16 protein-coding genes are annotated in these 21,754 nt (G+C 72.1%); 7 read left to right on the top strand and 9 right to left on the bottom strand.

The features are described 5' to 3' along the window. Positions 1 to 141: 141 nt before the first annotated feature. The 3 genes from ACN269_RS28355 to ACN269_RS28345 all read right to left on the bottom strand — a co-directional run bounded on the left by ACN269_RS28355 (position 142) and on the right by ACN269_RS28345 (position 5,087). Positions 142 to 3,039 (bottom strand): glycoside hydrolase family 9 protein, encoded by a 2,898-nt coding sequence (locus ACN269_RS28355; RefSeq protein WP_421475298.1) that lies wholly within the window; start codon positions 3,037 to 3,039, stop codon positions 142 to 144. A gap of 179 nt (positions 3,040 to 3,218) precedes the next feature. Further along, positions 3,219 to 4,295, bottom strand: coding sequence for a GNAT family N-acetyltransferase (locus tag ACN269_RS28350; protein WP_421475297.1), 1,077 nt, complete (start codon positions 4,293 to 4,295; stop codon positions 3,219 to 3,221). A 90-nt stretch (positions 4,296 to 4,385) separates the two neighbouring features. Next, on the bottom strand, positions 4,386 to 5,087 hold the full coding sequence (locus ACN269_RS28345; protein ID WP_421475296.1) for an amino acid-binding protein: 702 nt from the start codon (positions 5,085 to 5,087) through the stop codon (positions 4,386 to 4,388). 145 nt (positions 5,088 to 5,232) lie between these two features. On the opposite strand from ACN269_RS28345, the gene ACN269_RS28340 reads away from it, so the two are divergent. After that, positions 5,233 to 6,312 carry a phosphotransferase family protein gene (locus ACN269_RS28340; RefSeq protein ID WP_421475295.1) on the top strand — a complete coding sequence of 360 codons (1,080 nt, stop codon included), beginning with the start codon at positions 5,233 to 5,235 and terminating at the stop codon, positions 6,310 to 6,312. Further along, entirely contained in the window at positions 6,312 to 7,523 is a 1,212-nt protein-coding gene (locus ACN269_RS28335; protein WP_421475294.1) for an acyl-CoA dehydrogenase family protein, read from the top strand. The genes ACN269_RS28340 and ACN269_RS28335 overlap by 1 nt, the downstream gene beginning before the upstream one ends. Positions 7,524 to 7,638: 115 nt before the next feature. On the opposite strand, the gene ACN269_RS28330 is transcribed toward ACN269_RS28335, so the two are convergent. The 6 genes from ACN269_RS28330 to ACN269_RS28305 all read right to left on the bottom strand — a co-directional run bounded on the left by ACN269_RS28330 (position 7,639) and on the right by ACN269_RS28305 (position 14,322). Continuing rightward, positions 7,639 to 8,685 carry a LacI family DNA-binding transcriptional regulator gene (locus tag ACN269_RS28330; RefSeq protein ID WP_421475293.1) on the bottom strand — a complete coding sequence of 349 codons (1,047 nt, stop codon included), beginning with the start codon at positions 8,683 to 8,685 and terminating at the stop codon, positions 7,639 to 7,641. Between the two features lie 79 nt (positions 8,686 to 8,764). Continuing rightward, entirely contained in the window at positions 8,765 to 10,198 is a 1,434-nt protein-coding gene (locus ACN269_RS28325) for a GH1 family beta-glucosidase (RefSeq protein WP_421475292.1), read from the bottom strand. Then, entirely contained in the window at positions 10,195 to 11,040 is an 846-nt protein-coding gene (locus tag ACN269_RS28320) for a carbohydrate ABC transporter permease (RefSeq protein WP_355051884.1), read from the bottom strand. The genes ACN269_RS28325 and ACN269_RS28320 overlap by 4 nt, the downstream gene beginning before the upstream one ends. 70 nt (positions 11,041 to 11,110) lie before the next feature. Continuing rightward, the gene (locus ACN269_RS28315) at positions 11,111 to 12,097 is read right to left on the bottom strand and encodes a carbohydrate ABC transporter permease (RefSeq protein WP_421475291.1); all 987 of its coding nucleotides are present in this window, start codon (positions 12,095 to 12,097) and stop codon (positions 11,111 to 11,113) included. 110 nt (positions 12,098 to 12,207) lie between these two features. Next, positions 12,208 to 13,518 carry an ABC transporter substrate-binding protein gene (locus ACN269_RS28310; protein ID WP_421475290.1) on the bottom strand — a complete coding sequence of 437 codons (1,311 nt, stop codon included), beginning with the start codon at positions 13,516 to 13,518 and terminating at the stop codon, positions 12,208 to 12,210. Between the two features lie 258 nt (positions 13,519 to 13,776). Beyond that, positions 13,777 to 14,322 (bottom strand): plasmid pRiA4b ORF-3 family protein, encoded by a 546-nt coding sequence (locus tag ACN269_RS28305; RefSeq protein ID WP_421475289.1) that lies wholly within the window; start codon positions 14,320 to 14,322, stop codon positions 13,777 to 13,779. A gap of 150 nt (positions 14,323 to 14,472) precedes the next feature. Between ACN269_RS28305 and ACN269_RS28300 the strand changes: the two genes are divergently transcribed. The 5 genes from ACN269_RS28300 (at position 14,473) to ACN269_RS28280 (ending at position 21,754) form a co-directional block, all read left to right on the top strand. Next, positions 14,473 to 15,219 (top strand): pyrimidine reductase family protein, encoded by a 747-nt coding sequence (locus ACN269_RS28300; protein ID WP_421475288.1) that lies wholly within the window; start codon positions 14,473 to 14,475, stop codon positions 15,217 to 15,219. Positions 15,220 to 15,404: 185 nt separating this feature from the next. Beyond that, complete coding sequence (locus ACN269_RS28295; protein WP_421475287.1) at positions 15,405 to 17,156, top strand: ATP-binding protein; 1,752 nt, start codon at positions 15,405 to 15,407, stop codon at positions 17,154 to 17,156. A gap of 13 nt (positions 17,157 to 17,169) precedes the next feature. Continuing rightward, positions 17,170 to 18,318 carry an exonuclease SbcCD subunit D gene (locus ACN269_RS28290; protein ID WP_421475286.1) on the top strand — a complete coding sequence of 383 codons (1,149 nt, stop codon included), beginning with the start codon at positions 17,170 to 17,172 and terminating at the stop codon, positions 18,316 to 18,318. Continuing rightward, the gene (locus ACN269_RS28285; protein WP_421475285.1) at positions 18,318 to 20,792 is read left to right on the top strand and encodes an AAA family ATPase; all 2,475 of its coding nucleotides are present in this window, start codon (positions 18,318 to 18,320) and stop codon (positions 20,790 to 20,792) included. The genes ACN269_RS28290 and ACN269_RS28285 overlap by 1 nt, the downstream gene beginning before the upstream one ends. Then, positions 20,789 to 21,754 carry a hypothetical protein gene (locus ACN269_RS28280; RefSeq protein WP_421475284.1) on the top strand — a complete coding sequence of 322 codons (966 nt, stop codon included), beginning with the start codon at positions 20,789 to 20,791 and terminating at the stop codon, positions 21,752 to 21,754. The genes ACN269_RS28285 and ACN269_RS28280 overlap by 4 nt, the downstream gene beginning before the upstream one ends.

The following is a 21,754-nucleotide window of genomic DNA, read 5'->3' as shown; positions in this document are numbered from 1 at the left end:
ATATCACGCGACCAGCCCGAACGACCGAGGTTTCGGAAAAGTTTCGGAAATGTGTTGGGCCGGCGGCGGCGTGACGCGGCCGGTCACGCCGCGTGCCGGTCACCTCCGAGACGGTGACCGGCCGCGACGACTGGCCCCGCCTCAGGCGACGGCGCAGGTGGTGTTGTTGACGGTGAAGGCGGTCGGCCTCGGATTGCTGCCGCTGTGCGTGCCGTTGAAGCCGAAGCTCACCGACGCGCCCGGGGCGATCGTGCCGTTATAGGACAGGTTCGTCGCGGTGACCGCCGCGCCGGACTGGCTGACGGTCGCCGACCAGCCCTGACTGACGGTCTGCCCGCCCGGGAAGCTGAACCGCAGCGTCCAGCCGTTCAGCGCGGTGGTGCCGGTGTTGGTGATCGTCACCGTCGCGGTGAAGCCGGTGTTCCAGTCCGTCGTCGCGTACCCCACCGAGCAGGTGCCGCCGACCGGCGGCGCCGCCGTGGTGACCGCGACCGGCGCGGACGCCGCGGAGGTGTTGCCGGCCGCGTCGACGGCCACCACGTAGAACTGGTACGCCGTGGAGGCGGTCAACCCGGTCACGGCGAGGGTGCTACCGGTCGGTGACCCGACGAGTACGTCGGTCGCGCCCGCCTCGCGGTAGACCCGGTAACCGGTGACGCCCACGTTGTCGGTGGACGGCGTCCAGGCCAGGGTGAGGCCGGTGGCGGTGACCGCCGAGGCGACCGGCGTGCCGGGCGTGCTCGGCGGTGTCGTGTCGGTGGAACCGGTCGGCGGCGTGGTCACGGTGAGCACCGGCGACGCCGCCGAGGTGTTGCCCGCGCCGTCGCGGGCCACCACGCTGAACTCGTACGACGTCGCCGGCAGCAGCGTCGAGATGGTCAGCGTCGTGCCGGTGACCGGCCGGTTCACCACCGTGTCGCTGCCGACCTGCACCTCGCGGACCTCGTAGCCGGCCAGACCGCTGCCGCCGGTGTCGGTGGACGCCGCCCAGGTCAGGGTGACCGAGCGGGACCCGAGATTCGACGCCACCGGCTTGCCCGGGACGCTCGGCGCGGTGGTGTCCGGCACGACCGGCCCCGGCTCCTCACCCCAGACGCGGGTGCTGCCGGCGTAGAGCGGAACCTTGCGGTTCGGCCCGGCGGTCGCCTGGTACGACGGGTCGTTGGTCGGATCCCAGGTGCCGCCCTCCGGTACGCCGATCTTGAACTGGACCTCCATCCGGTGCTGCGACTGCCCGGCCGGAGCGATGGTGTAGCCGGCGCAGTCCACCTCGACGTACCAGATGTCGCCGCTGAACTGCTTGGCGCTGCTCGGCGACGGGCAGCCCTGGGTGTAGCCGGAGGTGACCTGCACCGGGCCGCTGCCGTCGGGCCGGAAGTAGTACCGGAACTTGCCGTTGGTCAGCGCGCGGGCCGGGAACGCCGACTTGTTGTAGACGATCGCCTTGAGCCCGGTGGCCCGGGGCTCGGCCTGCATGACAGTGGTCTCCACGGTCATCTCGTCCATGTCCGGCGTCTCGGCGACCGGGAAGTTCGCCAGCGGGGTGCCACCGTACTCGGAGGTCAGCCGGACCAGCGCGGACGTGAAGCCGGCGTTGTAGTCGGTGGCCACCTCGTTCATCACGTAGTCCGACCGGCTGTCGCTGTACGCGTCGTTGGCCGAGGACGGGCCGCCGACCAGCGCGCCGTAGAGGGTGTGCCGGGTCTCGACGGGCACGGTCTGGCTGTCCCACCAGGAGCCGTGCGCGGTGCGGTGGTGCGGGTTCTTCGGCGCGTTGGTGCCGAACCCGATGACGTAGCTGGAGTTGCGCGGGTTGTCGCCGAGCGCGTAGTTGATCTGCCGGACGGCGAAGTCGTGGTACCGCGCCTTGCGGGTGGTGTCGGTGGTCTTGTCGCTGTAGACCAGCGCGGCGAAGGAGGTGTTGGCCGCGTAGCGCAGTGCCCCCCAGGAGTCGAGCACCGCCATCCCGCCGGGCGAGTACGGCACCCGCTGCCCGTTCACCCCGACCGTCCAGTAGTCCAGCCAGCGGTTGGCGTCGTCGACGTACTTCTGCTTACCGGTCAGGTTCGCCAGCAGCACGTACGCGCCGAACTGCTTGTTGTCCCAGGCGATCGTCCACTTGTAGGAGCGGGTCGTGGACTGCGGCTCGGTGCCGAGCTTGTCGTACTCACTCTCGGCCTTGGTCAGGTAGCTGGCGTCACCGGTGGCCCGGTAGAGCCAGATGGCGGCCCACACCAGCTCGTCCTGGTAACCGCTCCACGACTTGTAGAACGAGGCCGCGTCGGTGATGCACTCGCTGTAGGCCTTCCGCACGGTGTCGGCGAACGTGTAGAGCTGCCGGGCGTGGGTGAGCAGCTTGTCCGCGTAGGTCGCGTCGGTGGGCCGGAACACCATCGACGAGGCGGCCATCGCGGCGGCCGTCTCCCCCGCCAGGTCCGCGCCGCCACAGCTCGCATCGATCTTGTACGCGGGCCGCGCCATCGGCAGCACCTCGGCCGGGCCCCACCACTTGTGGTCGTCGTCGCCCTTGCCGACCTGTCCGTAGAGGACGTTCGCCGACGGGTGCGCCTTGATGAAGTAGTCGTTGACGAAGCGCAGGTTGTTCAACAGGTGCGGCAGCTGCCCGGAGGAGGCGTAGCCGCTGCGGTACTCCACCGCGCCCCAGGCGAGCATGGTGGCGCTGAACGCCATCGGGAAGCCGAACTTCACATGGTCGCCGGCGTCGTACCAGCCACCGGTGAGGTCGACTCCGGTACCGGCGCCGTCGGTGAGGGCGCTGTCGCCGCGCCAGGAGACGCGGTTCCAGTCGGGCAGTTGGCCGGACTGCTGCGCCTCGTAGAACAGCAGGGACTTCTGCAACGCCTCGGCGTAGTTGAAGGAGGGCGCGGCGGACGCGGGCCCGGGAGTCGGCGCGGCGACCGCGAGGGACGCGCCGGTGAGCAGGGCGACGCCGACGGCCAGCAGCCGCCGGGGCCACGGTTGGTCGGCGACGGGCGACCGGCCGGGGTGGCCGGTGGACGGCCGGGTCAGGTGGCGCATGACGGGCTCCTGTTAGCCAGGGGCCGCCGGCGGTCGCACCGACGCGGGACGGCGTGGGGGCGGCACGGCCACCGGCGACAACGGGGTGGCGGTGTGACCACGGGCCGTGGAAGCGCTCCCATGGATATCCGACAATGTAATGTGCACCACGCCGATTGGGAAGCCCACGCCGCTCGCCGTCAGATCCGCTGCTGACCACCCGACGCCACAGCGCTCCGGCCCGCAGCCCGCACCGGAACCCCGAGCGGCATGGTCAGGGTGAGCAGACCGCCGTCCCGCTGCACCGAGTTGGGCCGGTCCAGTCGACGCAGCGTCCGCAGCATCGGCGCGTTGTCCGCCTGGACGTGCAGCACCAACGCCGCGTACCCGGCCCGGTCGGCGTGCGACACCATCCGGCGCAGCAGGGCCGAGCCCAGGCCACGGCGCTGCCAGTCGTCGCGTACCAGTAGCGCCACCTCGGCCTCGTCGCCCTCGCCCAGCAGGTTCGCCATGGCGACCACCGCGCCGTCGGTGTCGGTGGTCGTCGCGACCAGGGTCAGCCCTCGACTCGGCTCCAACAGTCGGCGCAGTCGGGCCGGCCGTGGCAGCGCGGCGCCGCTCAGGTAGCGCCGCTCCCGGCTGCGCGGCGAGCACGCCTCGTGCAGCTCCACCACACCCGCCAGGTCGTCCGCGCACGCCGGACGTACCGCCACCTCGACACCGTCCGGCAGCACCAGGCTGACCTGCTCGGCGGCCCGACGGGTCACGGTGCCGGCCAGCTCGACCAGGGCCTGCGCCCGGGCGTACTCCGCCGGGGTGAAGGCGGGCGCGGCCCGGTGCAGGGCGAACGCACCGCCCGCCGGGTCGGCCAACACCATGCTCGTGCCGGTGCTGCCCTGGTCCGCAGCGGTCGCCGCCGGACGCCAGCTCACCGAGTCGGCGCCGAGCAGCGTACGCAGCGCCTCACCCGTCGCGTCCGGGTCGCGCACCAACCGGTTTGCCAGGCCGAGCACCCGGGTCGGTTGGTCGACCAGGCCGCGTGCCTCGCTGCGCGCCACCCAGCAGTCCCGCCCGCGCCCCCGTTCGACGGCGGCGATCAGCCCGGCCTCGTCGAGCGCGTCCGGCGCGTCGACCAGGAAGTCGTCCACCGCGCCCTGCTCGGTGGGCTGCACCTGCACGGCGAGGATGTTGACCCCGCGCAGCGCGAGGCTCGCCGTGAGGACCGACAGATAGCCGGGTCGGTCGTCCACGGTCGCTCGGATCCGCCACAACGTCATGATTGGCTCCCTTCCCCACCTCCGAGCCTCGACCGCGGCTGTTGCCGCCCGGTTGCTCGCCGGTGTCGACCCGGGAACTCCTCGCGTCGGTCAGGGACCGGTGACCACCGGGGGCGCACCGACCAGGTCCAGTCGGTCGCCCAGGATGACCGCGCTGGCCCGGACGAGTTGGGTGAGCCGGTCGACCTCCGTGCTGTGGAAACCCGCGGCGCAGAGGGTCTCGTTGTGCTCGCGGGCCACCACCAGCACCAGACCGGCCCGCCCGAACGGGGCGATCGCGTAGTGGGTGCCGTCGGGCGCGGTCATCGACCGCCCGCGCAGCGGGGTCACCTCCGGCAACCGCGGCGGTACGGGAGCGCGCCAGCTCGCGTGACCGATGGTGGCCCCGCCACCCCCCGTACGCGACGCCCAGTCCGCCGGGACCACGGCCGCCACCGCCCAGTCGGCCGCCAGCAGCCCCGGTACGGCATCCACCAGGGTCGCCAGCCCGTCAGCCGGGTTCGCCGCGACCTGGGCCAGCAGCTCCGCGTCCTGGCCGGTGGTGGTGGGCGCGCCGATCGCCCGCCACACACCGTCCACCCGCACGCCCGGGATCGCCGCGAGACCGGCCAGCAGACGCTCGACCCGCGCCGCGCCGGGCCACACCACCGTGAAGTCGTCCACCGCGCGCCCGCCGAGGCGCTCGAGGACCACGACCTGCACGATGTCCGCGCCGGAGACACCCAGCGTGCGGGCGACCTGACCGAGGGTGCCCGGACGGTCCGGCAGGGTGACCCGAACTCGCAGCAACATGTCTGTCCCTCCGCTCGGCGGGCCGGCGACGGCCGGCAGGCTGACAACAGCCTGGTGGTTGACCATTTCGTCCCTGTTGCAGAGGCATGTCCCGAGGGGAAAATCTGACCTTGACAACGTGAGCGGGCTGCCATCAACTAGTCGGATGACCGATCCGGCCGCCAGCGCGCTCCGGCCGGGCGCCGTCCCCGCCACCCCCGCCGGCATCGACCTCGATCGGCTCGCCGACCACCTGGCGACGCACCGACCCGAGCTGGCCGTGGGGCCGATGCGGGCCCAGTTGATCGCGGGCGGCAAGTCCAACCTCACCTACCTGCTGCGCCTCGGCGAGCGCGAGGTCGTGCTGCGTCGCCCGCCGCTGGGGCACGTGCTGGCCACCGCGCACGACATGGCCAGAGAGTTCCGGGTCATCTCCGCGCTCGCGCCCACCGAGGTGCCGGTGCCCGGCGCGCTGCTGCTCTGCACCGACACCGAGGTTCTCGGCGCACCGTTCTACCTGATGGAACGCATGCCCGGCGAGGTGTTCCGCGCCCGCGCCCAGACCGACCCGCTGGGCGACGAGCGTCGCCGGGCCCTCGCCATGGCGATGATGGACACCCTCGCCGCGCTGCACACCGTCGAGCCGGCCGCCGTCGGGCTCGCCGACTTCGGCCGCCCCGAGGGCTACCTGGCCCGGCAGGTCCGCCGCTGGGCGGGGCAGCTGGACCGCTCACGCGGCCGTGACCTGCCCGGCATCGACGAGCTGCGCGACCGGCTCGCCGCGACCGCACCCGAGGGCGCGAACGCCGGCCGCATCGTGCACGGCGACTACCGGCTGGACAACCTCCTCGCCTCGGCCGACCCGGTGGCCGTACACGCCGTCCTGGACTGGGAGATGGCCACCCTCGGCGATCCCCTCGCCGACCTGGGGCTGCTACTGACCTACTGGGACGTGCTGGGCGACAGCGACACGGCCGCCGGCAACCCCGTCGCCGACGGCCTCGGTCCGCGCGCCGGCTTTCCCACCGGCGCCGAGCTGATCGAGCGGTACGCCGGGCGCAGCGACGTCGACGTCGGGCCGCTGCATTGGCACGTGGCGCTGGGCTGCTTCAAGCTCGCCGTCATCTGCGAGGGCATCCACTACCGCCACACGCTCGGGCAGACGCTCGGCGAGGGCTTCGACCGGATCGGCGAGATGGTGGCACCGCTGGTCGCGCACGGGCTGACCGCCGCCAGGGAGCGGTGATGGACTTCGCGTACGACGCCCGGACCGAGGAGCTGCGCGACGAGCTGACCCGGTTCCTGACCGAGCACGTCTATCCGGCCGAGCCGGTGCACGCCGAGCAGGCGGCCACCGGCGACCCCTGGTCGCGTACCCCAGTGTTGACCGAGCTGAAGGCGGAGGCCCGCAAGCGCGGCCTGTGGAACCTCTTCCTGCCCGACCCGCGCTACGGCGCCGGCCTGACCAACCTCCAGTACGCGCCGCTCGCCGAGCTGACCGGGCGCAGCCCGCACCTGGCGCCCGAGGCCGTCAACTGCGCGGCTCCGGACACGGGCAACATGGAGCTGCTGGCCGAATTCGGCTCGGACGCCCAGCGCGAGCGCTGGCTCATGCCGCTGCTGGAGGGCGAGATCCGCTCGGCCTTCTGCATGACCGAGCCGGAGGTGGCCTCCTCCGACGCGACGAACATCGCCACCCGGATCACCCGCGACGGCGACGAGTACGTCATCAACGGCCGCAAGTGGTGGTCGTCCGGCGCGATGGACCCGCGCTGCGAGATCTTCATCGTGATGGGCAAGACCGACCCGGACGCCGACCGGCACCGCCAGCAGAGCATGGTGCTCGTCCCCCGGGACACGCCGGGCGTGACCGTCCGCCGGGGCATGCACGTCTTCGGCTACACCGACGGCACGCACGGCGGGCATGCCGAGATCGACTTCACCGACGTACGGGTGCCGGCCGACAACCTGATCGGCGCGGAGGGCACCGGCTTCGCCATCGCCCAGGCACGGCTCGGCCCGGGCCGCATCCACCACTGCATGCGTTTGATCGGCATGGCCGAGCGGGCGTTGGAGCTGCTCTGCAAGCGGACGCTGGGACGGGTCGCGTTCGGCCGCCCCCTCGCCGAGCAGGGTGTCGTGCGGGAGTGGATCGCCGAATCGCGGGTCCGCATCGAACAGGCCCGCCTCCTGGTGCTCAAGACGGCCTGGCTGATGGACACCGTCGGCAACAAGGGCGCGCACACCGAGATCCAGGCCATCAAGATCGCCACGCCGACGATGGCGGAGTGGGTGATCGACAAGGCCATCCAGGCGTACGGCGGCGCGGGCGTCAGCCAGGACACCCCCCTGGCCGCCCTCTGGGCACAGACCCGCACCCTGCGCCTCGCCGACGGTCCCGACGAGGTCCACCGCAACTCCCTGGCCAAACGCGAACTCCGCCGCTGGCAACCCTAACCCCACGCCCCCACCCGGACAGCGCGCCGATCTTGCACTTTCTGTCGACGGCTTGCGGGGAACGTCCCGTATGTCCCCGCAGCAAGTGCAAGATCGGCGGGGAGAGGGGGTGGGGTCAGGCGCTGGCTCGGTGGACGAGTTGGGTGTCCAGGAGGATGTGCGGGGCGGGGAGGTCGTCGCCGCGGATGCGGGCGACCAGCAGTCGGGCCATCTGCCGGCCCATCTCCTCCACCGGCTGGAACACGCTCGTCAACGGTGGGTCCGCCTGGCGGGCGACCGGCGCGTCGTCGAAGCCGATCACGGCGACGTCCTCCGGGACACGCCGGCCGGCGTCGCGCAGGGTCCGCAACGCGCCGAACGCCATCAGGTCGGAGGCGACGAAGACGGCGTCCAGGTCCGGGCAGGCGTTCAGCAGTCGGCGCATAGCGGTCGCCCCGCTGTTCTCGCTGAAGTCGCCGTACGCGATCAGGTCCGGGTTGACGCCGACGCCGGTGGCCTTGACGGCCTCGGTGTAGCCGGCCAGTCGGGCCAGGCCAGCGCCCATGTCCTGCGGGCCGGCGATGGTGGCGACGCGCCGCCGCCCCTGGCCGGTCAGGTACTCCACCGCCTGCCGTGCGCCGCCAACGTTGTCGACGTCGACGAACCACGCCGGCTGGGCCCCGGGTTGCAGCATCCGGGCCGGTCGGCCACCGAGCACCGCGGGGAGGCCACGCTCCTCCAGCAGGGTGGGCAGCGGATCGGAGTCGTGCAACGACAGCAGCAGTACGCCGTCGACGTGCTGGTTGGTGAGGTGGTGCTCGACGCGCTCCCGCTCGACCGGCGACTGGGCCATCGCCAGCCAGAGCTGCATGGGCGTCTCCAGCAGGCCGGAGCTGATCCCCCGCACGATCGCCGCGAAGAACGGCTCGGTGAAGACCCGCTCCCCGGATTCGGACACCACCAGGGCGACGGAGTCGGTCCGCTGGGTGACCAGCGCGCGGGCGGCACGGTTCGGCACGTACCCCAATTCGGCGATCGCCTGTTGGACCGCGGCCCGGGCCTCCGGGCTGACCTGGGGCGAGCCGTTGACCACGCGCGAGACCGTGCCCCGACCCACGCCGGCGCGCGCCGCGACCGCGTCGAGGGTCGGGCGCCCGAGCGAGCGGGTGCGCTGCGTTGTCATCGTCTGCTCCTCCGACGGCGGGCGGACCCGGCGCCACGCAAGGGTGGACGCCGGGGCCGCCCTGATGGCTGGCCCGAGCCTATTGTGCGGCCAGACCGTTGCGTCGGATCACCGAGGCGTACCACCTGGCGCTGGACTTGGGGATGCGAAGCTGGCTGTCATAGTCGACGTGGATCATGCCGAAGCGCTTGGTGTAACCCCAGGCCCACTCGAAATTATCCATCAATGACCAGGCGAAGTATCCCCGCAAAGGCACGCCGGCGTTGATCGCTTCGTGGCAGGCCCGCAGGTGGGCATCGAAGTAGGCCAGCCGGTCGACGTCGTCGACCTGCCCGTCGACGACGGTGTCGACGAACGCGGAGCCGTTCTCGGTGACGTACAGCGGCAGGTCGGTGTACTCGTCGTGCACCCGCCGCAGCGTCTCCACCAGGCCCGGGGCGTCGATCTCCCAGTTCATGTCGGTGACCGGGACACCCCGGGTGACGAACCGGACGTCCTCGCTGCCCGGCCAGCAGGAGGGTGCCCGCCAGTACGGCTCGGGCTCGGCGCCCTCGATCGGCGCGGCGACCACGTGCCGGCTGTAGTAGTTGATTCCGACCAGGTCCAGCGGCGTGGAGATGGTCGCCAGGTCACCGTCGTGCACATGGTCGAAGTCGGTGACCTCGCGCAGGTCGGCCACCAGATCCTCCGGGTACGACCCGCGCAGCAGCGGGTCGAGGAAGAAGCGGTTGGCCAGCCCGTCGATCCGGCGGGCCGCGTCGACGTCGGCGGGCGCGTCGGTGGCCGCGTCGACCGGGTACAGGTTGACGGTCACGCCCACCTCGGCCGTGGGCCGGGCGGCCCGCAGGGCCTGCACGGCCAGGCCGTGCCCGAGCATCAGGTGGTGACCGGCGCGCACCGCGTCCGCGCCGTTGGAGCGGCCCGGGGCGTGCACGCCGGAGCCGTACCCGAGGAACGCCGAGCACCACGGCTCGTTCAGCGTGGTCCAGTAGCGCACCCGGTCGCCGAGCGCGTCGGCGACGAGCGTGGTGTAGTCGGCGAATCGGGCGGCGGTGTCCCGCGACGGCCAGCCGCCGGCGTCCTCCAACTCCTGCGGGAGGTCCCAGTGGTAGAGGGTGAGCCACGGCTCGATGTCGTGGGCCAGCAGCTCGTCCACGAGCCGCCGGTAGAAGTCCAGGCCCTTCGGGTTGGCCGCGCCCGTGCCGCCGGGCTGCACCCGGGGCCAGGAAACCGAAAAACGGTACGACTTGAGACCCAGCTCGGCCATCAACGCGACGTCGTCACCGAGCCGGTGGTAGTGGTCGCAGGCGACGTCGCCGGTGTGCCCGTTGACCACCCGGCCCTCGGTGTGGCTGAAGGTGTCCCAGATCGACGGGGTGCGGCCGTCCTCGGCCGCCGCCCCCTCGATCTGGTAGGCCGCGGTCGCGGCTCCCCACAGGAAGCCGGGCGGAAAGGTCAGCCCGGAACGCTCGTCGAGGAGGTCGACGGCGGATGGGCTGGCGGGGTTGCTCACGACTTGACGGCACCTTCCATGATCCCGCCAATGATCTGGCGGCCGAACAGAACGAAGACGATGAACAGCGGAAGGGTCGCGATGAGCGTACCCGCGAAAATCTGAGAATTGTCCGCGAAGTACGCGGTGTTCAGACTGCGCAGCGAGATCTGCACGGTCGGGTTCGCCGGGTCGGCGAGCACCACGAAGGGCCAGAAGAACTGGTTCCACTGCTCCATGAAGGTGAGCAGCCCGAGCACGGCCGCGGCGGGTCGCAGCGCCGGCACGACCACGTGCCAGTAGACACGCCAGGTGGAGCAGCCGTCGACGCGGGCCGCCTCGATCAGCTCGTTGGGCACCGCCTGCTCGGCGTACTGGCGCATCATGAAGATGCCGAAGCCGCCGATCAGGAACGGCACCGTCACCGACGGCATCGTGTTCAGCCATTCCAGCTTCGCCATGAGGATGTACAGCGGAAGCACGCCGAGCTGAATGGGGATCATCATCGAGGCCAGGATGATGAGCAGCAGCGCGTTCTTGCCACGGAAGCGCAGTTTCGCGAACGCGAATCCGGCGAGCGAGCCGAAGAACACGGTCGCCACCGTGATCGTGCCCGACACCAGGAACGAGTTCATCAGGCCCTTGACGATGTTCGCGTCGCCGTTGTCGAGCACCCGCTGGATGTTCTCGCCCAGCTTGCCGCCCGGCAGGAACGGCGGCGGCCAGGAGTTCGCGGCGTCGCTGGTCCGCGAGGCGATGACGATCATCCAGTAGAACGGGAAGAGCGACAGGATCACGCCGAGGACGAGCCCGAACCAGGTGAGCGGGCTGGCCGTCCAGAGCTTCTCCGCGCTGTGGCGGATGCCGTTGCGTCCGGCCGGAGGCCGGACCGACGGCGGTCGCAGAGTGGTACTGGTCATGGGTGGGCCACCCTCACTTGTCGGAGCTGATGCGGCGGGCCAGCAGGTAGTTGATGAACGAGACGGACGCGATCAGCAGGAACAGCACCAGGGCGACGGCGCCCGCGTACCCCCACCGGAACCGCTGGTTCATGACGTCCAGCAGGTACATCGTGATCGTCTGGAACTGCCCCTCCGTGCCGCCGGAGAGCGCGCCCGAGCCGCTGGTGAACATCAGCGGCTCGGTGAAGAGCTGCAGACCGCCGATGGTCGAGATGATCAGCGTGAAGATGATGGTGGGGCGCAGCTGCGGAATGGTGATCGACCAGAACTGGCGGCGTTGCGAGGCGCCGTCGAGGGCGGCCGCCTCGTACACGTCCTTGCTGATCGACTGCATCGCGGCGAGGTAGATGAGGGCGTTGTAGCCCACCCACCGCCAGTCGACCATCGTGGCGATGGCGAACCAGGAGGCGAAGCGGTTGGCCCGCCAGTCGATGGGGCCGACGCCGACCAGGTCGAGCAGCCAGTTCATCAGGCCGAAGTCCCGGGCGTAGATCATCGAGAAGATGAGCGCCACGACGGCGGTCGAGGTGATGATCGGCATCGCGATGGCCAAGCGGAAGAACATCTGGCCGCGGATGCGCCGGTTCAGCGCGTTGGCCAGCATCAGCGCGATGAGCAGCTGCGGGATGGTGGAGAGCGCGAACATCCCGAAGGTGTTCACCACCGCGTTCCAGAACTGCGGGTCGTTCGTGAACAGCTCGACGAAGTTGTCCAGACCGACGAAGCTGATCGTCGCGTTCATCGGTGACCGGTCGGTCATCGCGATCCAGAACGTGTAGACGATCGGGTAGACGCCGAAGATCGCGAACAACACGAAGAACGGCAGGACGAAGACGTACGGGGTGAAGCGCAGGTCCAGCCGGTTCAGCTGCCGGCGGCGCGCTGTTGAGTGCCGCGGCGCCGGGCGCGGGCCGCGGGCCGAGGCGCCCGGTGGCGCGGGGGTCTTCAGGGAGCTCATGAGCGGTCCTTCACACTCGGCGGCGCCTCGTGGGGCGCCGCAGCAGGGCGTGTCGACGCGGGTTCACGGGTGGTGCCGGAGCGGCACCACCCGTGAGCGCGTCGCAGCCGTTACTTGCCTGCTGCCTGGCCGTTCTTCACCGCGTCCTGCCAAGCGGCGTCGGCGGCCTTACCCTGCTCGATGCTGCGCAGCGCGTTCTCGACCGCGTCCCGGACCGCCTGGTTCTTCGGGCCGAGGTAGACCGGCTTCAGCTCCTTGGCGCCAGCGGCGAAGATCTTGCCGATCGGGGCACCGCTGAAGTACTCGTTGGTGGCGGCGAGCACGGCCGGGTCCTCAAGGGCCTGCGGCGACGAGGGCAGGTTGCCGACCTTCTTGAACGCCTCGGTCTGGCTCTTGGCGCTGGTCAGGAACTTGGCCAGCTCAGCGGCTTCCTTCTGGTGCTTGCTGGACTTCGGCACGGCCAGCCAGGAACCGCCCCAGTTGCCGCCGTTGCCCGGCGCCTTGGCGACGTCCCACTTGCCGGCCGCCGCGTCGCCGGCCTGACCCTTGATGACACCCGTCATCCAGGCCGGGCAGCCGATGGTGGCGAAGCTGCCGTTCTTGAAGCCGGCGTTCCACTCGTTGGAGAAGCTCCGCAGGTTGTTCGACAGACCCGCGCTGATCATCTTGGTGGTCTGCTGGAACGCGGACTGCACGTCCGGGTTCTCACCGACGACGAGCTTGTTGCTCTTGTCGAAGTAGGTGTAGCCGTTGCCGGCGCCCGCCGTCTGCATCAGCACGATGTTGTAGAAGTTGGTGGCCGAGTCGACGAACTTGTGCTTCTTGTCGGCGGCGGCGAACTTCTGACCCTGCTCGATGAACGCGTCCCACGTCGGCCAGAGGGCGCCGACCTGCTCGCGGTCGGTCGGCAGACCGGCGGCCTTGAAGAGGTCGCTGCGGTAGCAGACGGCCATGCCACCGACGTCGGTGCCGAGACCGAGCACCTTGCCGTCCGGCGTGAGGCCACCCTCCCACTTCCAGGGCAGGAAGTTGGCCTTGAGGTCGTTGGCGCCGTGGTCGGCCAGGTTCACGAACTTGTCGGCCTGCGCGAAGAACTGCACGATCGTGCCCTCTTCGAGGGCGACGACGTCACCGGCACCGGCACCGGCGGTGATCTGCTGCGTCAGCCGGGTGTTGTAGTCACCCAGGCCGAGGCCCTTGCCGCGCTCCTGGATCGTGACGTTCGGGTGCTCCGTCTGGTACTGCTTGTAGAGCTCCTCGTAGCCGAAGCCCTGGTCGCCGAAGACGTCGACGACCAGAGTGACCTTGCCGCCGTCCGAATCGGACGACGAGTCGCCGTCGCCGCAGGCGGTCGCCGCGGCGAGCACGGCGACGGACGCGAGCGCGATCGCCGCAAAACGGCGACGTGAGGTGACGCTCATCCTGACCCCTCTCAAGTGGTGAGGCTTGGTGTGTCGTGCGTGGTGGGGGGTGCTGTAGCGCCCCGCGCCACCCGGCCGGTGACCGAGGGCGTCCGGGGAGCGTGGTGAAGGAGACTTCCGCCACTCCCCCGGGAGCGCTCCCATGAGATTGCCGGGGCGCTACCAGGGTGTCAATAGACCATTGGGAGCGTTCCCAGATCGTTACCGCCCTGTTTCAGAGCGGCGCACCGGGCACTTTCCCCAGCCTGACCGGCCCGGTCAGCAGAAGCGGCGCAGCAGCGTGGTGGCGACGGCGGGGTCGAAGGACGCCGGGTCGAAGCCGCCGGTGACCCAGCCGCTCAGCAGAGCCCGCTCCGGATGAGCCGGATCGGCCAGCGCCGCCAGCAGCGTCTGGTAGCCCAGCGGGCCACCGATGCCCTCCGGCGGGCACGCTCGCTCACCGTCCAGGCAGAGCGGGTACCGCTCGTCCCGGTCAGCGGTGAGCGCGTCCTCGACGACCAGGTCGTGCTCCCACCAGTCGCCGAAGTCGTACTGGTAGGAGAACCTGCTGCCCTTGCCGAGCACCGCGTCCAGCCGGACGTCCAGCTCGTCGTGCAGCGCCAGGCCCTCGTCCGGGTCGGGTTCGCCGTAGGTCACCGTGTCGATCTCGAACGAGTGCAGGTGGCAGTCCCGCCAGCCCATCGCGTGCTGCGCGACCCGGTGCAGCCGGTCCAGCGTGTAGCCGGCCGGGACGAGCACCCGACGCCAGATGGGCGGGCGGACACCGGCGAGGGACATCTTCAGCTGGAAGATCTGACGCGGCATGCTGTCCTGTCCTTGAGCGGCTTAGGCTGCGAGCATGATCTGCCGAGCGTGCCGGGCCCGGCGGCACGACGACTGCCCGGGCCGGAACTGGTGCGACTGCCAGCACCGTACCGCCGAACCGACCCCTCCGGTCACCGGTCCGGCCGGCGAATGACGGTCGGAATTCCGATCCGGCGGCTCTGGCCCGACCCGTCCGTCGAGCCGCTCGACGATGCGGCGTTGACCGCCCTGTACGGCCGCGCCGACCGGCCTCGACTGCGGGTCAACTTCGTCTCCAGCCTGGACGGCGCGGTCACCGTCGACGGCTTCTCCGCCGGCCTGTCGGGCGAGCCGGACAAGCGGGTGTTCGGCCTGCTGCGGATGGCCTGTGACGCCCTCGTCGTGGCCGCCGGCACCCTGCGACACGAGGGGTACCGGGCCGTCCGCCTGGACGAGGGCCGCCGCGCCTGGCGCAGGGCGAACGGGCTGGCGGCGTACCCGACGTTGGTGGTCGTCTCCGGCACCCTCGACCTGGACCCGGCGCAGGCCGCGTTCGCCGACGCGCCGGTCCGGCCGATCGTGCTCACCCACTCCGACGCCGAGCCACCACCCGGCCTCACCGACGTCGCCGACGTACTGCGCTGCGGTACCGGCCGGGTCGACCTCGCCGCCGCCCTGGCCGAGCTGCACGGCCGTGGACTGGCGCAGCTGCTCTGCGAGGGCGGCCCGCACCTGCTCGGCGCGCTCACCGCGGCCGACCTGGTCGACGAGCTGTGCCTGACCGTCGCGCCGCTGCTCGCCGGGCCGGGCCCGGGGCGGATCACCGCCGGCGACGCCAGCGCGCCGAGACACCTGCCGCTGCGGCACGTGCTCGCCGCCGACGACGGCGTACTGCTGCTCCGCCACGCCCGCGACTGACGGCCTCCGCACGACCACTGCCGAAAGCGGCGCGTCACGGGCCGTCGCTCGGCCGCACACCCAGCGTCGCCGGTGTGACCGACCATGGTGTCGTCCGCCGCGTCGCGTGGCGACCTGTCGTACTCCTCGTGCAGGATGCACGTCATGCTTCCCGATCGCGCTGCCCGACCGACACGAGTCGTCCGATGAGCGACGCCGACCTCGACGGCCCGGGCGAGCTCGTCGGCCGGGTGCTGGGCACCGCCGACGCCACGCCGTTGCAGTTCTGGACGGCCGTGGCCCCCGGCAGCTACCTCCAGCTCGACGACGTGGTGGTCACCCGTCGTGAGCTGCCCGACCGCGAGCCGGTGACGATCGCCGGGGTGGTCACGCAGGTCCGGGCCCGGCACGAGGGCGCCCAGTTCGACTCGGACGTATTCGCCATCGCCGACGGCACCCTGCCCGCCCAGGTGCAGGAGGCGGCCGAGGTCACCACCACGCGGGTCGACCCGGAGCTGTACGTGCCGCCGACCCCGGGGGCCGTGGTGCACCGGGCCGAGGGCGACGCGCGGGCCCGGGCGCTGCACTTCGACCGGATGGAGCGGCGCATCCCGATGGGGATGGGCCGCGACGGCGTGCCGGTCTACCTGAACGCCGACTTCCTCGACGGCAGCCGGGGCGCGCACGTCTCCATCTCCGGCATCTCCGGGGTGGCCACCAAGACGAGTTTCGCGACCTTCCTGCTCTACTCGGTCTTCCGCTCCGGCGTCCTGGGCGGCGACGCGGTCAACGGCAAGGCGCTCATCTTCAACGTCAAGGGCGAGGACCTGCTGTTCCTCGACCACCCCAACACGCGTCTCGACGAGCCGACCCGGGCGGCGTACGCCAAGCTGGGCCTGAGCGCGGGCGCCTTCCCCGACGTGCGGGTGTACGCCCCGCCCCGGGTCGGTGACGCGGCCGGCACGCCGGACGTGAGCAGCCGGTTGACCGGCGTGGACGCCTTCTACTGGACGTTGAGCGAGTTCTGTTCCGACCGCCTGCTGCCGTACGTCTTCGCGGACGCCGACGACGAGCGCCAGCAGTACACGATGGTCGTGCACTCGGTCGCGGCCCACCTGGCCCGTTACGCGCAGCCCGCCGACGGTGGGGTGAGCATCGACGGGGTCCGGCTGGGCTCCTACGGCGACCTGGTGGACCACATCGTCGATCAGCTCAACGACGACGAGACGCGCTCCGACTGGGCGGGCAGCGCGGTCGGCCTGGGCACCGTCAACGCGTTCGCCCGGCGGCTGATCGGCAGTAAGAAGGACCTGGCCCGGCTGATCCGGGGCGACCTGGCGGTGCGCCGCCCGCACTCGATCAACACCAGCGAGTCCGCACAGGTGACCGTCGTCGACCTGCACAACCTCCCGGATCGGGCGCAGCGGTTCGTGGTGGGTGTGACGCTCAAGAGCGAGTTCGAGCGCAAGGAGAAGGCCGGCACCGCCAAGCCGCTGCTCTTCGTCGTCCTCGACGAGCTCAACAAGTACGCGCCCCGGGAGGGCTCCTCCCCCATCAAGGAGGTGCTGCTCGACATCGCCGAGCGCGGTCGCTCGCTCGGGGTCATCCTGATCGGCGCCCAGCAGACGGCGAGCGAGGTGGAGCGCCGGATCGTCACCAACTCGGCGATCCGGGTGGTCGGCCGGCTCGACCCGGCCGAGGCGTCCCGCCCGGAGTACGGCTTCCTGCCACCGGCCCAGCGACAGCGGGCGCTGCTCGCCAAGCCGGGCACGATGTTCGTCAACCAGCCCGACATCCCGGTGCCGCTCTGCCTGGAGTTTCCGTTCCCGGCGTGGGCCACGCGGGTCTCCGAGGCTGGCCGCGCCCCCTCGGAGACGCTGCGCTCGATCACCCAGTCCGCCGACCCCTTCGCCGTGGTGGGCTCGGGCGGCGGCAGCGACGACGACATCCCGTTCTAGGGGGCCGGCAGCTATGAAGATCCTGCACACCTCCGACTGGCACGTGGGCAAGGTGCTCAAGGGGCAGTCCCGGGCCGAGGAGCACAAGGCCGTCCTGGCCGGGGTGATCGACATCGCCCGCGCCGAACAGCCGGATCTGGTGATCGTCGCCGGTGACCTCTACGACACGGCCGCACCGACCTCGGAGGCGACCCGGCTGGTCACCCGGGCGTTGACCGCGCTGCGTCGGACCGGCGCGGACGTGGTCGCGATCGGCGGCAACCACGACAACGGGCCCGCGCTGGACGCGCTGCGCCCGTGGGCCGAGGCCGCGGGCATCACGCTGCGCGGCGGGGTACGCGAGAATCCGGCCGAGCACATCATCGACGGCACCACGGCCGGCGGGGAGCGGTGGCAGCTCGCGGCGCTGCCGTTCCTGTCCCAGCGGTACGCCATCCGCGCGCTGGAGATGTACGAGCTGACCGCCGCCGAGGCCAACCAGACGTACGCCGACCACCTGGGTCGGGTGCTAGGCCGGCTCACCGAGGGGTTCACCGAGCCGGACCGGGTGCACCTGGTCACCGCGCACCTGACGGTGACCGGCGCGGCGGCGGGCGGCGGCGAGCGGGACGCGCACACGGTGCTCGGCTACGCGGTGCCGGCCACCGTCTTTCCGGCGACGGCGCACTACGTGGCGCTGGGCCACCTGCACCGGGCGCAGCGGGTCGAGGGCCCGTGCCCGGTGCGGTACAGCGGCAGTCCGCTCGCCGTCGACTTCGGCGAGCAAGAGAACGTCCCGTCGGTGACGGTCGTCGAGGTGACCGCCACCACGGCTGCCCGGGTGCGGGAGGTGCCGGTGACCGCGGCGAGCGCGCTGCGGACGGTCCGCGGCACGCTGGCCCAGCTCGCCGAGATCGAGACGCCGGACGCCTGGCTGCGGGTGTTCGTCCGGGAGCACCCTCGCGCGGGCCTGCGCGAGGAGGTCCAGGAGCTGCTGCCCCGGGCGCTGGAGATCCGGATCGACCCGGAGCTGCTGGCGGCGCCGGGCAGCGGCACGCGGATCGCGCAGCGGTCGGGGCGTTCTCCCCGGGAGCTGTTCGGCGACTACCTCGACAGCCGGGGCCACGACGACGAGGGCGTCCGCGAACTCTTCGACGAACTCTTCGAGGAGGTCGATCACTGATGCGACCGATGCGGCTGGACATGGCGGGGTTCACGGTCTTTCGGGACTCCACGACCGTCGACTTCACCGACGCCGACTTCTTCGCGCTGATCGGGCCGACCGGCTCGGGTAAGTCCACCGTGCTGGACGCCATCTGCTTCGCGCTCTACGGCACGGTGCCGCGCTGGGGTGGCGCGCGGGGATTGGCCAACGCCCTCGCGCCGTCGGCGACCGAGGCCCGGGTCCGGCTGGTCTTCGAGTCCGGTGGCGCCCGGTACGTGGCGACCCGGGTGGTGCGCCGGGACGGCCGGGGCAACGTGAAGACCGCGAACGCCGGATTGCAGGTGATGCCGGCCGGCTTCGACGTGACCAAGCTCGACACCGGGTTGAGCCCGGACGACCTGGGCGAGGTGGTCGCCGGTACGCCCGCCGAGATGGAACAGGCGGTGCTGGAGGCGGTCGGACTGCCGTACGAGCAGTTCACCAGCTGCGTGGTGCTGCCGCAGGGGCAGTTCGCCGACTTCCTGCACGCCAAGCCGGCCACCCGGCAGCAGATCCTGGTGAACCTGCTGGGCCTCGGCGTCTACGAGGACGTGCAGAAGAGGGCCACGGCCCGCGCCGCGCAGGCGGAGGCCAAGCTGGACGCGGTCGACCAGGTGCTCGCCGGGCTGACCGGGGTGGACGACGAGGCGGTGGCCGAGGCCGACGCCCTCGTCGAGGAGATGGTCGAGTTGGCCGGCGCGGTGACCGGGGCCATGCCGGAGCTGGCGGCGGCCCGGCAACGCGCGCGGGAGGCGGCGGCCGCCCTGACCGCGCTCGACGACGAGCTGAGCGTGCTGTCCGCCGTCCGCGCCCCGCACGGGGTGGCCGAGGTGGCGCGCGCCGTGGCCGCGGCGCGGGCCGAGGCCGACGCGGCTGCCACGGCGGTGTCGTTGGCCGAGGAGCGCGAGGAGAAGCTGCGCGGTGAGCTGGCCGGCGCCGGTGACGAGAGCGCGCTGCGGCTGCAACTGCGGGCGTACGACGATCGGGATCGGCTGACCGGCGAGGCCGACACGGTCCGCGCGGCGGTGCGTACGGCGGACGCGGAGCACGCGACGGCGGTGGCGGCGCTGGCCGCCGCCCGCGCCGAGGCCGAGCGGGCCGACGCCGAGTTGGAGGCGGCCTTCCGGGCGCACGAGGAGGCCAAGGCCACCGACCTGGCGGTCGGCCTGCGGGCGCACCTGCATCCGGGCGGGCCCTGCCCGGTGTGCGAGCAGCCGGTGGCGCGGGTGCCGGCGGTCCCGGCGGATTCGGCGGTGGCCGCCGCGACGGCGGCCGGCAAGGCGGCGCGGGCCGCCACGAAGGCGGCGCAGGCGGCGGTGCAGCAGCGCGACGCCGCAGCGCGGGAGCTGGAACGGCTGCTGGTGCAGGCCCGCGCCCGGCAGGAGCAGGTGGACGCCCGGCTGGCCGAACTAGACGGTCAGCTCGCGGGCGCGGCGGAGCCGGCGGTGCTGCGCCGCGAGCTGGCCGAGCACGCCCGACTGCGACGTGCCCTGGACGAGGCGGCGACCGCCGTACGGGCGGGCCGGGACAGCGCCCGCCAGGCCCGCGCCGGTGTGGACGCGGCGCAGGAGCGGCTGCGGGCGACCTGGCAGGGCTTCGACACGGCCCGCGACGGGCTGGCCCGGTTCGGGCCGCCGGCCGCCGACCGGGACGACGTGGCGGCCTCCTGGGCGGCGTTGACCGACTGGGCGACGGCCGAGGCGGAGCGCCGTCGCGCCGACCGGGCCGGCCGCGCGGCGATGGTCGCCGACGCCGAAGCGGCGGCCGACGAGGTGCAGCGGCGGATCGCGGACATCTTCGCCGCCGCCGACGTGCCGGTCGGCGACGACCCGGTGCACGCCGCGACGGTGGCCGTCGAGCGGGCCGAGGCCGACCGACGCCGGCTGCACGAGCGCCGCGAGCAGGCTGGCACATTGCGCGAACAGCGGGCCGGGCACGAGCGCGAGGCGCAGGTGGCGCGGGCCCTCGCGGGGCACCTGCGGGCCAACAACTTCGAGCGGTGGCTGCTGGCGGAGGCGTTGGACCTGCTGGTCGACGGCGCGTCGGGGATCCTGCGGGAGCTGTCCTCGGGGCAGTACGAGCTGGTGCACGACAAGGGCGAGTTCTTCGTGGTCGACCACCACGACGCCGGGCTGCGCCGGGGGGTGCGGACGCTCTCCGGCGGCGAGACGTTCCAGGCGTCGCTGGCGCTGGCGCTGGCGCTCTCCGAGCAGTTGGCCGGCATGTCGACGACGGCGGCGAGTCTGGAGTCGATCGTCCTGGACGAGGGTTTCGGCACGCTGGACGCGGCCACCCTGGACACGGTGGCCGCCACCCTGGAGAACCTGGCCGCCCGGGGTGACCGGATGGTCGGCGTGGTCACCCACGTCGCGGCGCTGGCCGAGCGGATTCCGGTCCGCTTCGAGGTGCGCAAGGACGCCCGCTCGGCGCGCGTCGAACGGACCGGCCGGTGAGCGTGGGCGACGCGGCGTTCTTCGTCGACGCGTGGGACCCGTCGTACGGGGCCTCCTTCGAGGCGGCTGCCACCGGCCCGGCCACGCCGAGCAGCACCCAGGTCGAGGTCGACGTGGAGTTGCCGGCCGTCGACTGGCGGGCGATCGGCGTACGCGCCGACGTGCGGGCGCCGGACGTGGTGCTCCTGGTCGACGGGGTCCGCCGGGTCGACGCGAGCATCTGGACGGCGGAGGAGGACGGCGGGTCGTTTCCGGGCCTCGCCGCGTCGTACGCGGCCGGGGTGGTCCGCTGCGACCTGGGTCGGGGCGCGGCGCAGTTGGCCGGCACGCAGGTGGGCCGGGGTCTGTTCACGGCGAGCCCGTCGGCGCGGGACGTGGTGGCGGGCGCGGTCCGCTACCCGGTGCACCGGGTGGGCGGCACCGGCGAGTTGGCGAAGCTGCCGGCGGCCGTGCAGGGCCCGTTGACCGCGTTGGAGGTGGCGGTGTCCGACGCCGCCCGGGTCGACGGCGATCTGCTGGTGGTGGACGGTCCGCTGCGCAGTCGCCACCATCTGCCGCGCACGCTCGGCTACATCAAGACTCAGCACAGCCAGTACCTGGACGCCCGGCTGACGGCGGTGGTGACGGGCCTCGCGCCGGGTGAGCGGTCGCCGGTGTTCCGGTTGGGCACCCCCTGGGGCGGCTGGTCGTGGTATTTGCGGCTGCCGGTGGCCGTGGGCGCGCCGTGGGCCGGCATCGTCCGGGTGGAGTGCTCCACCGAGCTGCCCGTCGAGGCGGCGATCGACCTGGCCGACCTGTCGCTGGTCACGCTGCCCCGGTTCGCCTCGACGCCGTACAAGGACCCACGGGCCCCGCAGAACCTGATCCCGATCGCCGGTCTGGAGCGCCGCCTGCGCGCGCTGCTCGGCGACTCCCGGCTGCTGCACCGCGCGTTGACCAGCGCGGCGCGGGCCGGTCGCTGA

The sequence above is a fragment of the Micromonospora sp. WMMD736 genome (assembly GCF_049179015.1).
GTDB lineage: Bacteria > Actinomycetota > Actinomycetes > Mycobacteriales > Micromonosporaceae > Micromonospora.
This window is presented reverse-complemented; position numbering and strand designations above follow the sequence as displayed.

Coding starts and splice junctions, on each gene's coding strand:
- ACN269_RS28355 (WP_421475298.1), bottom strand. CDS start 3,039: ATGCGCCACCTGACCCGGCCGTCCACCGGCCACCCCGGCCGGTCGCCC.
- ACN269_RS28350 (WP_421475297.1), bottom strand. CDS start 4,295: ATGACGTTGTGGCGGATCCGAGCGACCGTGGACGACCGACCCGGCTAT.
- ACN269_RS28345 (WP_421475296.1), bottom strand. CDS start 5,087: ATGTTGCTGCGAGTTCGGGTCACCCTGCCGGACCGTCCGGGCACCCTC.
- ACN269_RS28340 (WP_421475295.1), top strand. CDS start 5,233: ATGACCGATCCGGCCGCCAGCGCGCTCCGGCCGGGCGCCGTCCCCGCC.
- ACN269_RS28335 (WP_421475294.1), top strand. CDS start 6,312: ATGGACTTCGCGTACGACGCCCGGACCGAGGAGCTGCGCGACGAGCTG.
- ACN269_RS28330 (WP_421475293.1), bottom strand. CDS start 8,685: ATGACAACGCAGCGCACCCGCTCGCTCGGGCGCCCGACCCTCGACGCG.
- ACN269_RS28315 (WP_421475291.1), bottom strand. CDS start 12,097: ATGAGCTCCCTGAAGACCCCCGCGCCACCGGGCGCCTCGGCCCGCGGC.
- ACN269_RS28310 (WP_421475290.1), bottom strand. CDS start 13,518: ATGAGCGTCACCTCACGTCGCCGTTTTGCGGCGATCGCGCTCGCGTCC.
- ACN269_RS28305 (WP_421475289.1), bottom strand. CDS start 14,322: ATGCCGCGTCAGATCTTCCAGCTGAAGATGTCCCTCGCCGGTGTCCGC.
- ACN269_RS28300 (WP_421475288.1), top strand. CDS start 14,473: ATGACGGTCGGAATTCCGATCCGGCGGCTCTGGCCCGACCCGTCCGTC.
- ACN269_RS28295 (WP_421475287.1), top strand. CDS start 15,405: ATGAGCGACGCCGACCTCGACGGCCCGGGCGAGCTCGTCGGCCGGGTG.
- ACN269_RS28290 (WP_421475286.1), top strand. CDS start 17,170: ATGAAGATCCTGCACACCTCCGACTGGCACGTGGGCAAGGTGCTCAAG.
- ACN269_RS28285 (WP_421475285.1), top strand. CDS start 18,318: ATGCGACCGATGCGGCTGGACATGGCGGGGTTCACGGTCTTTCGGGAC.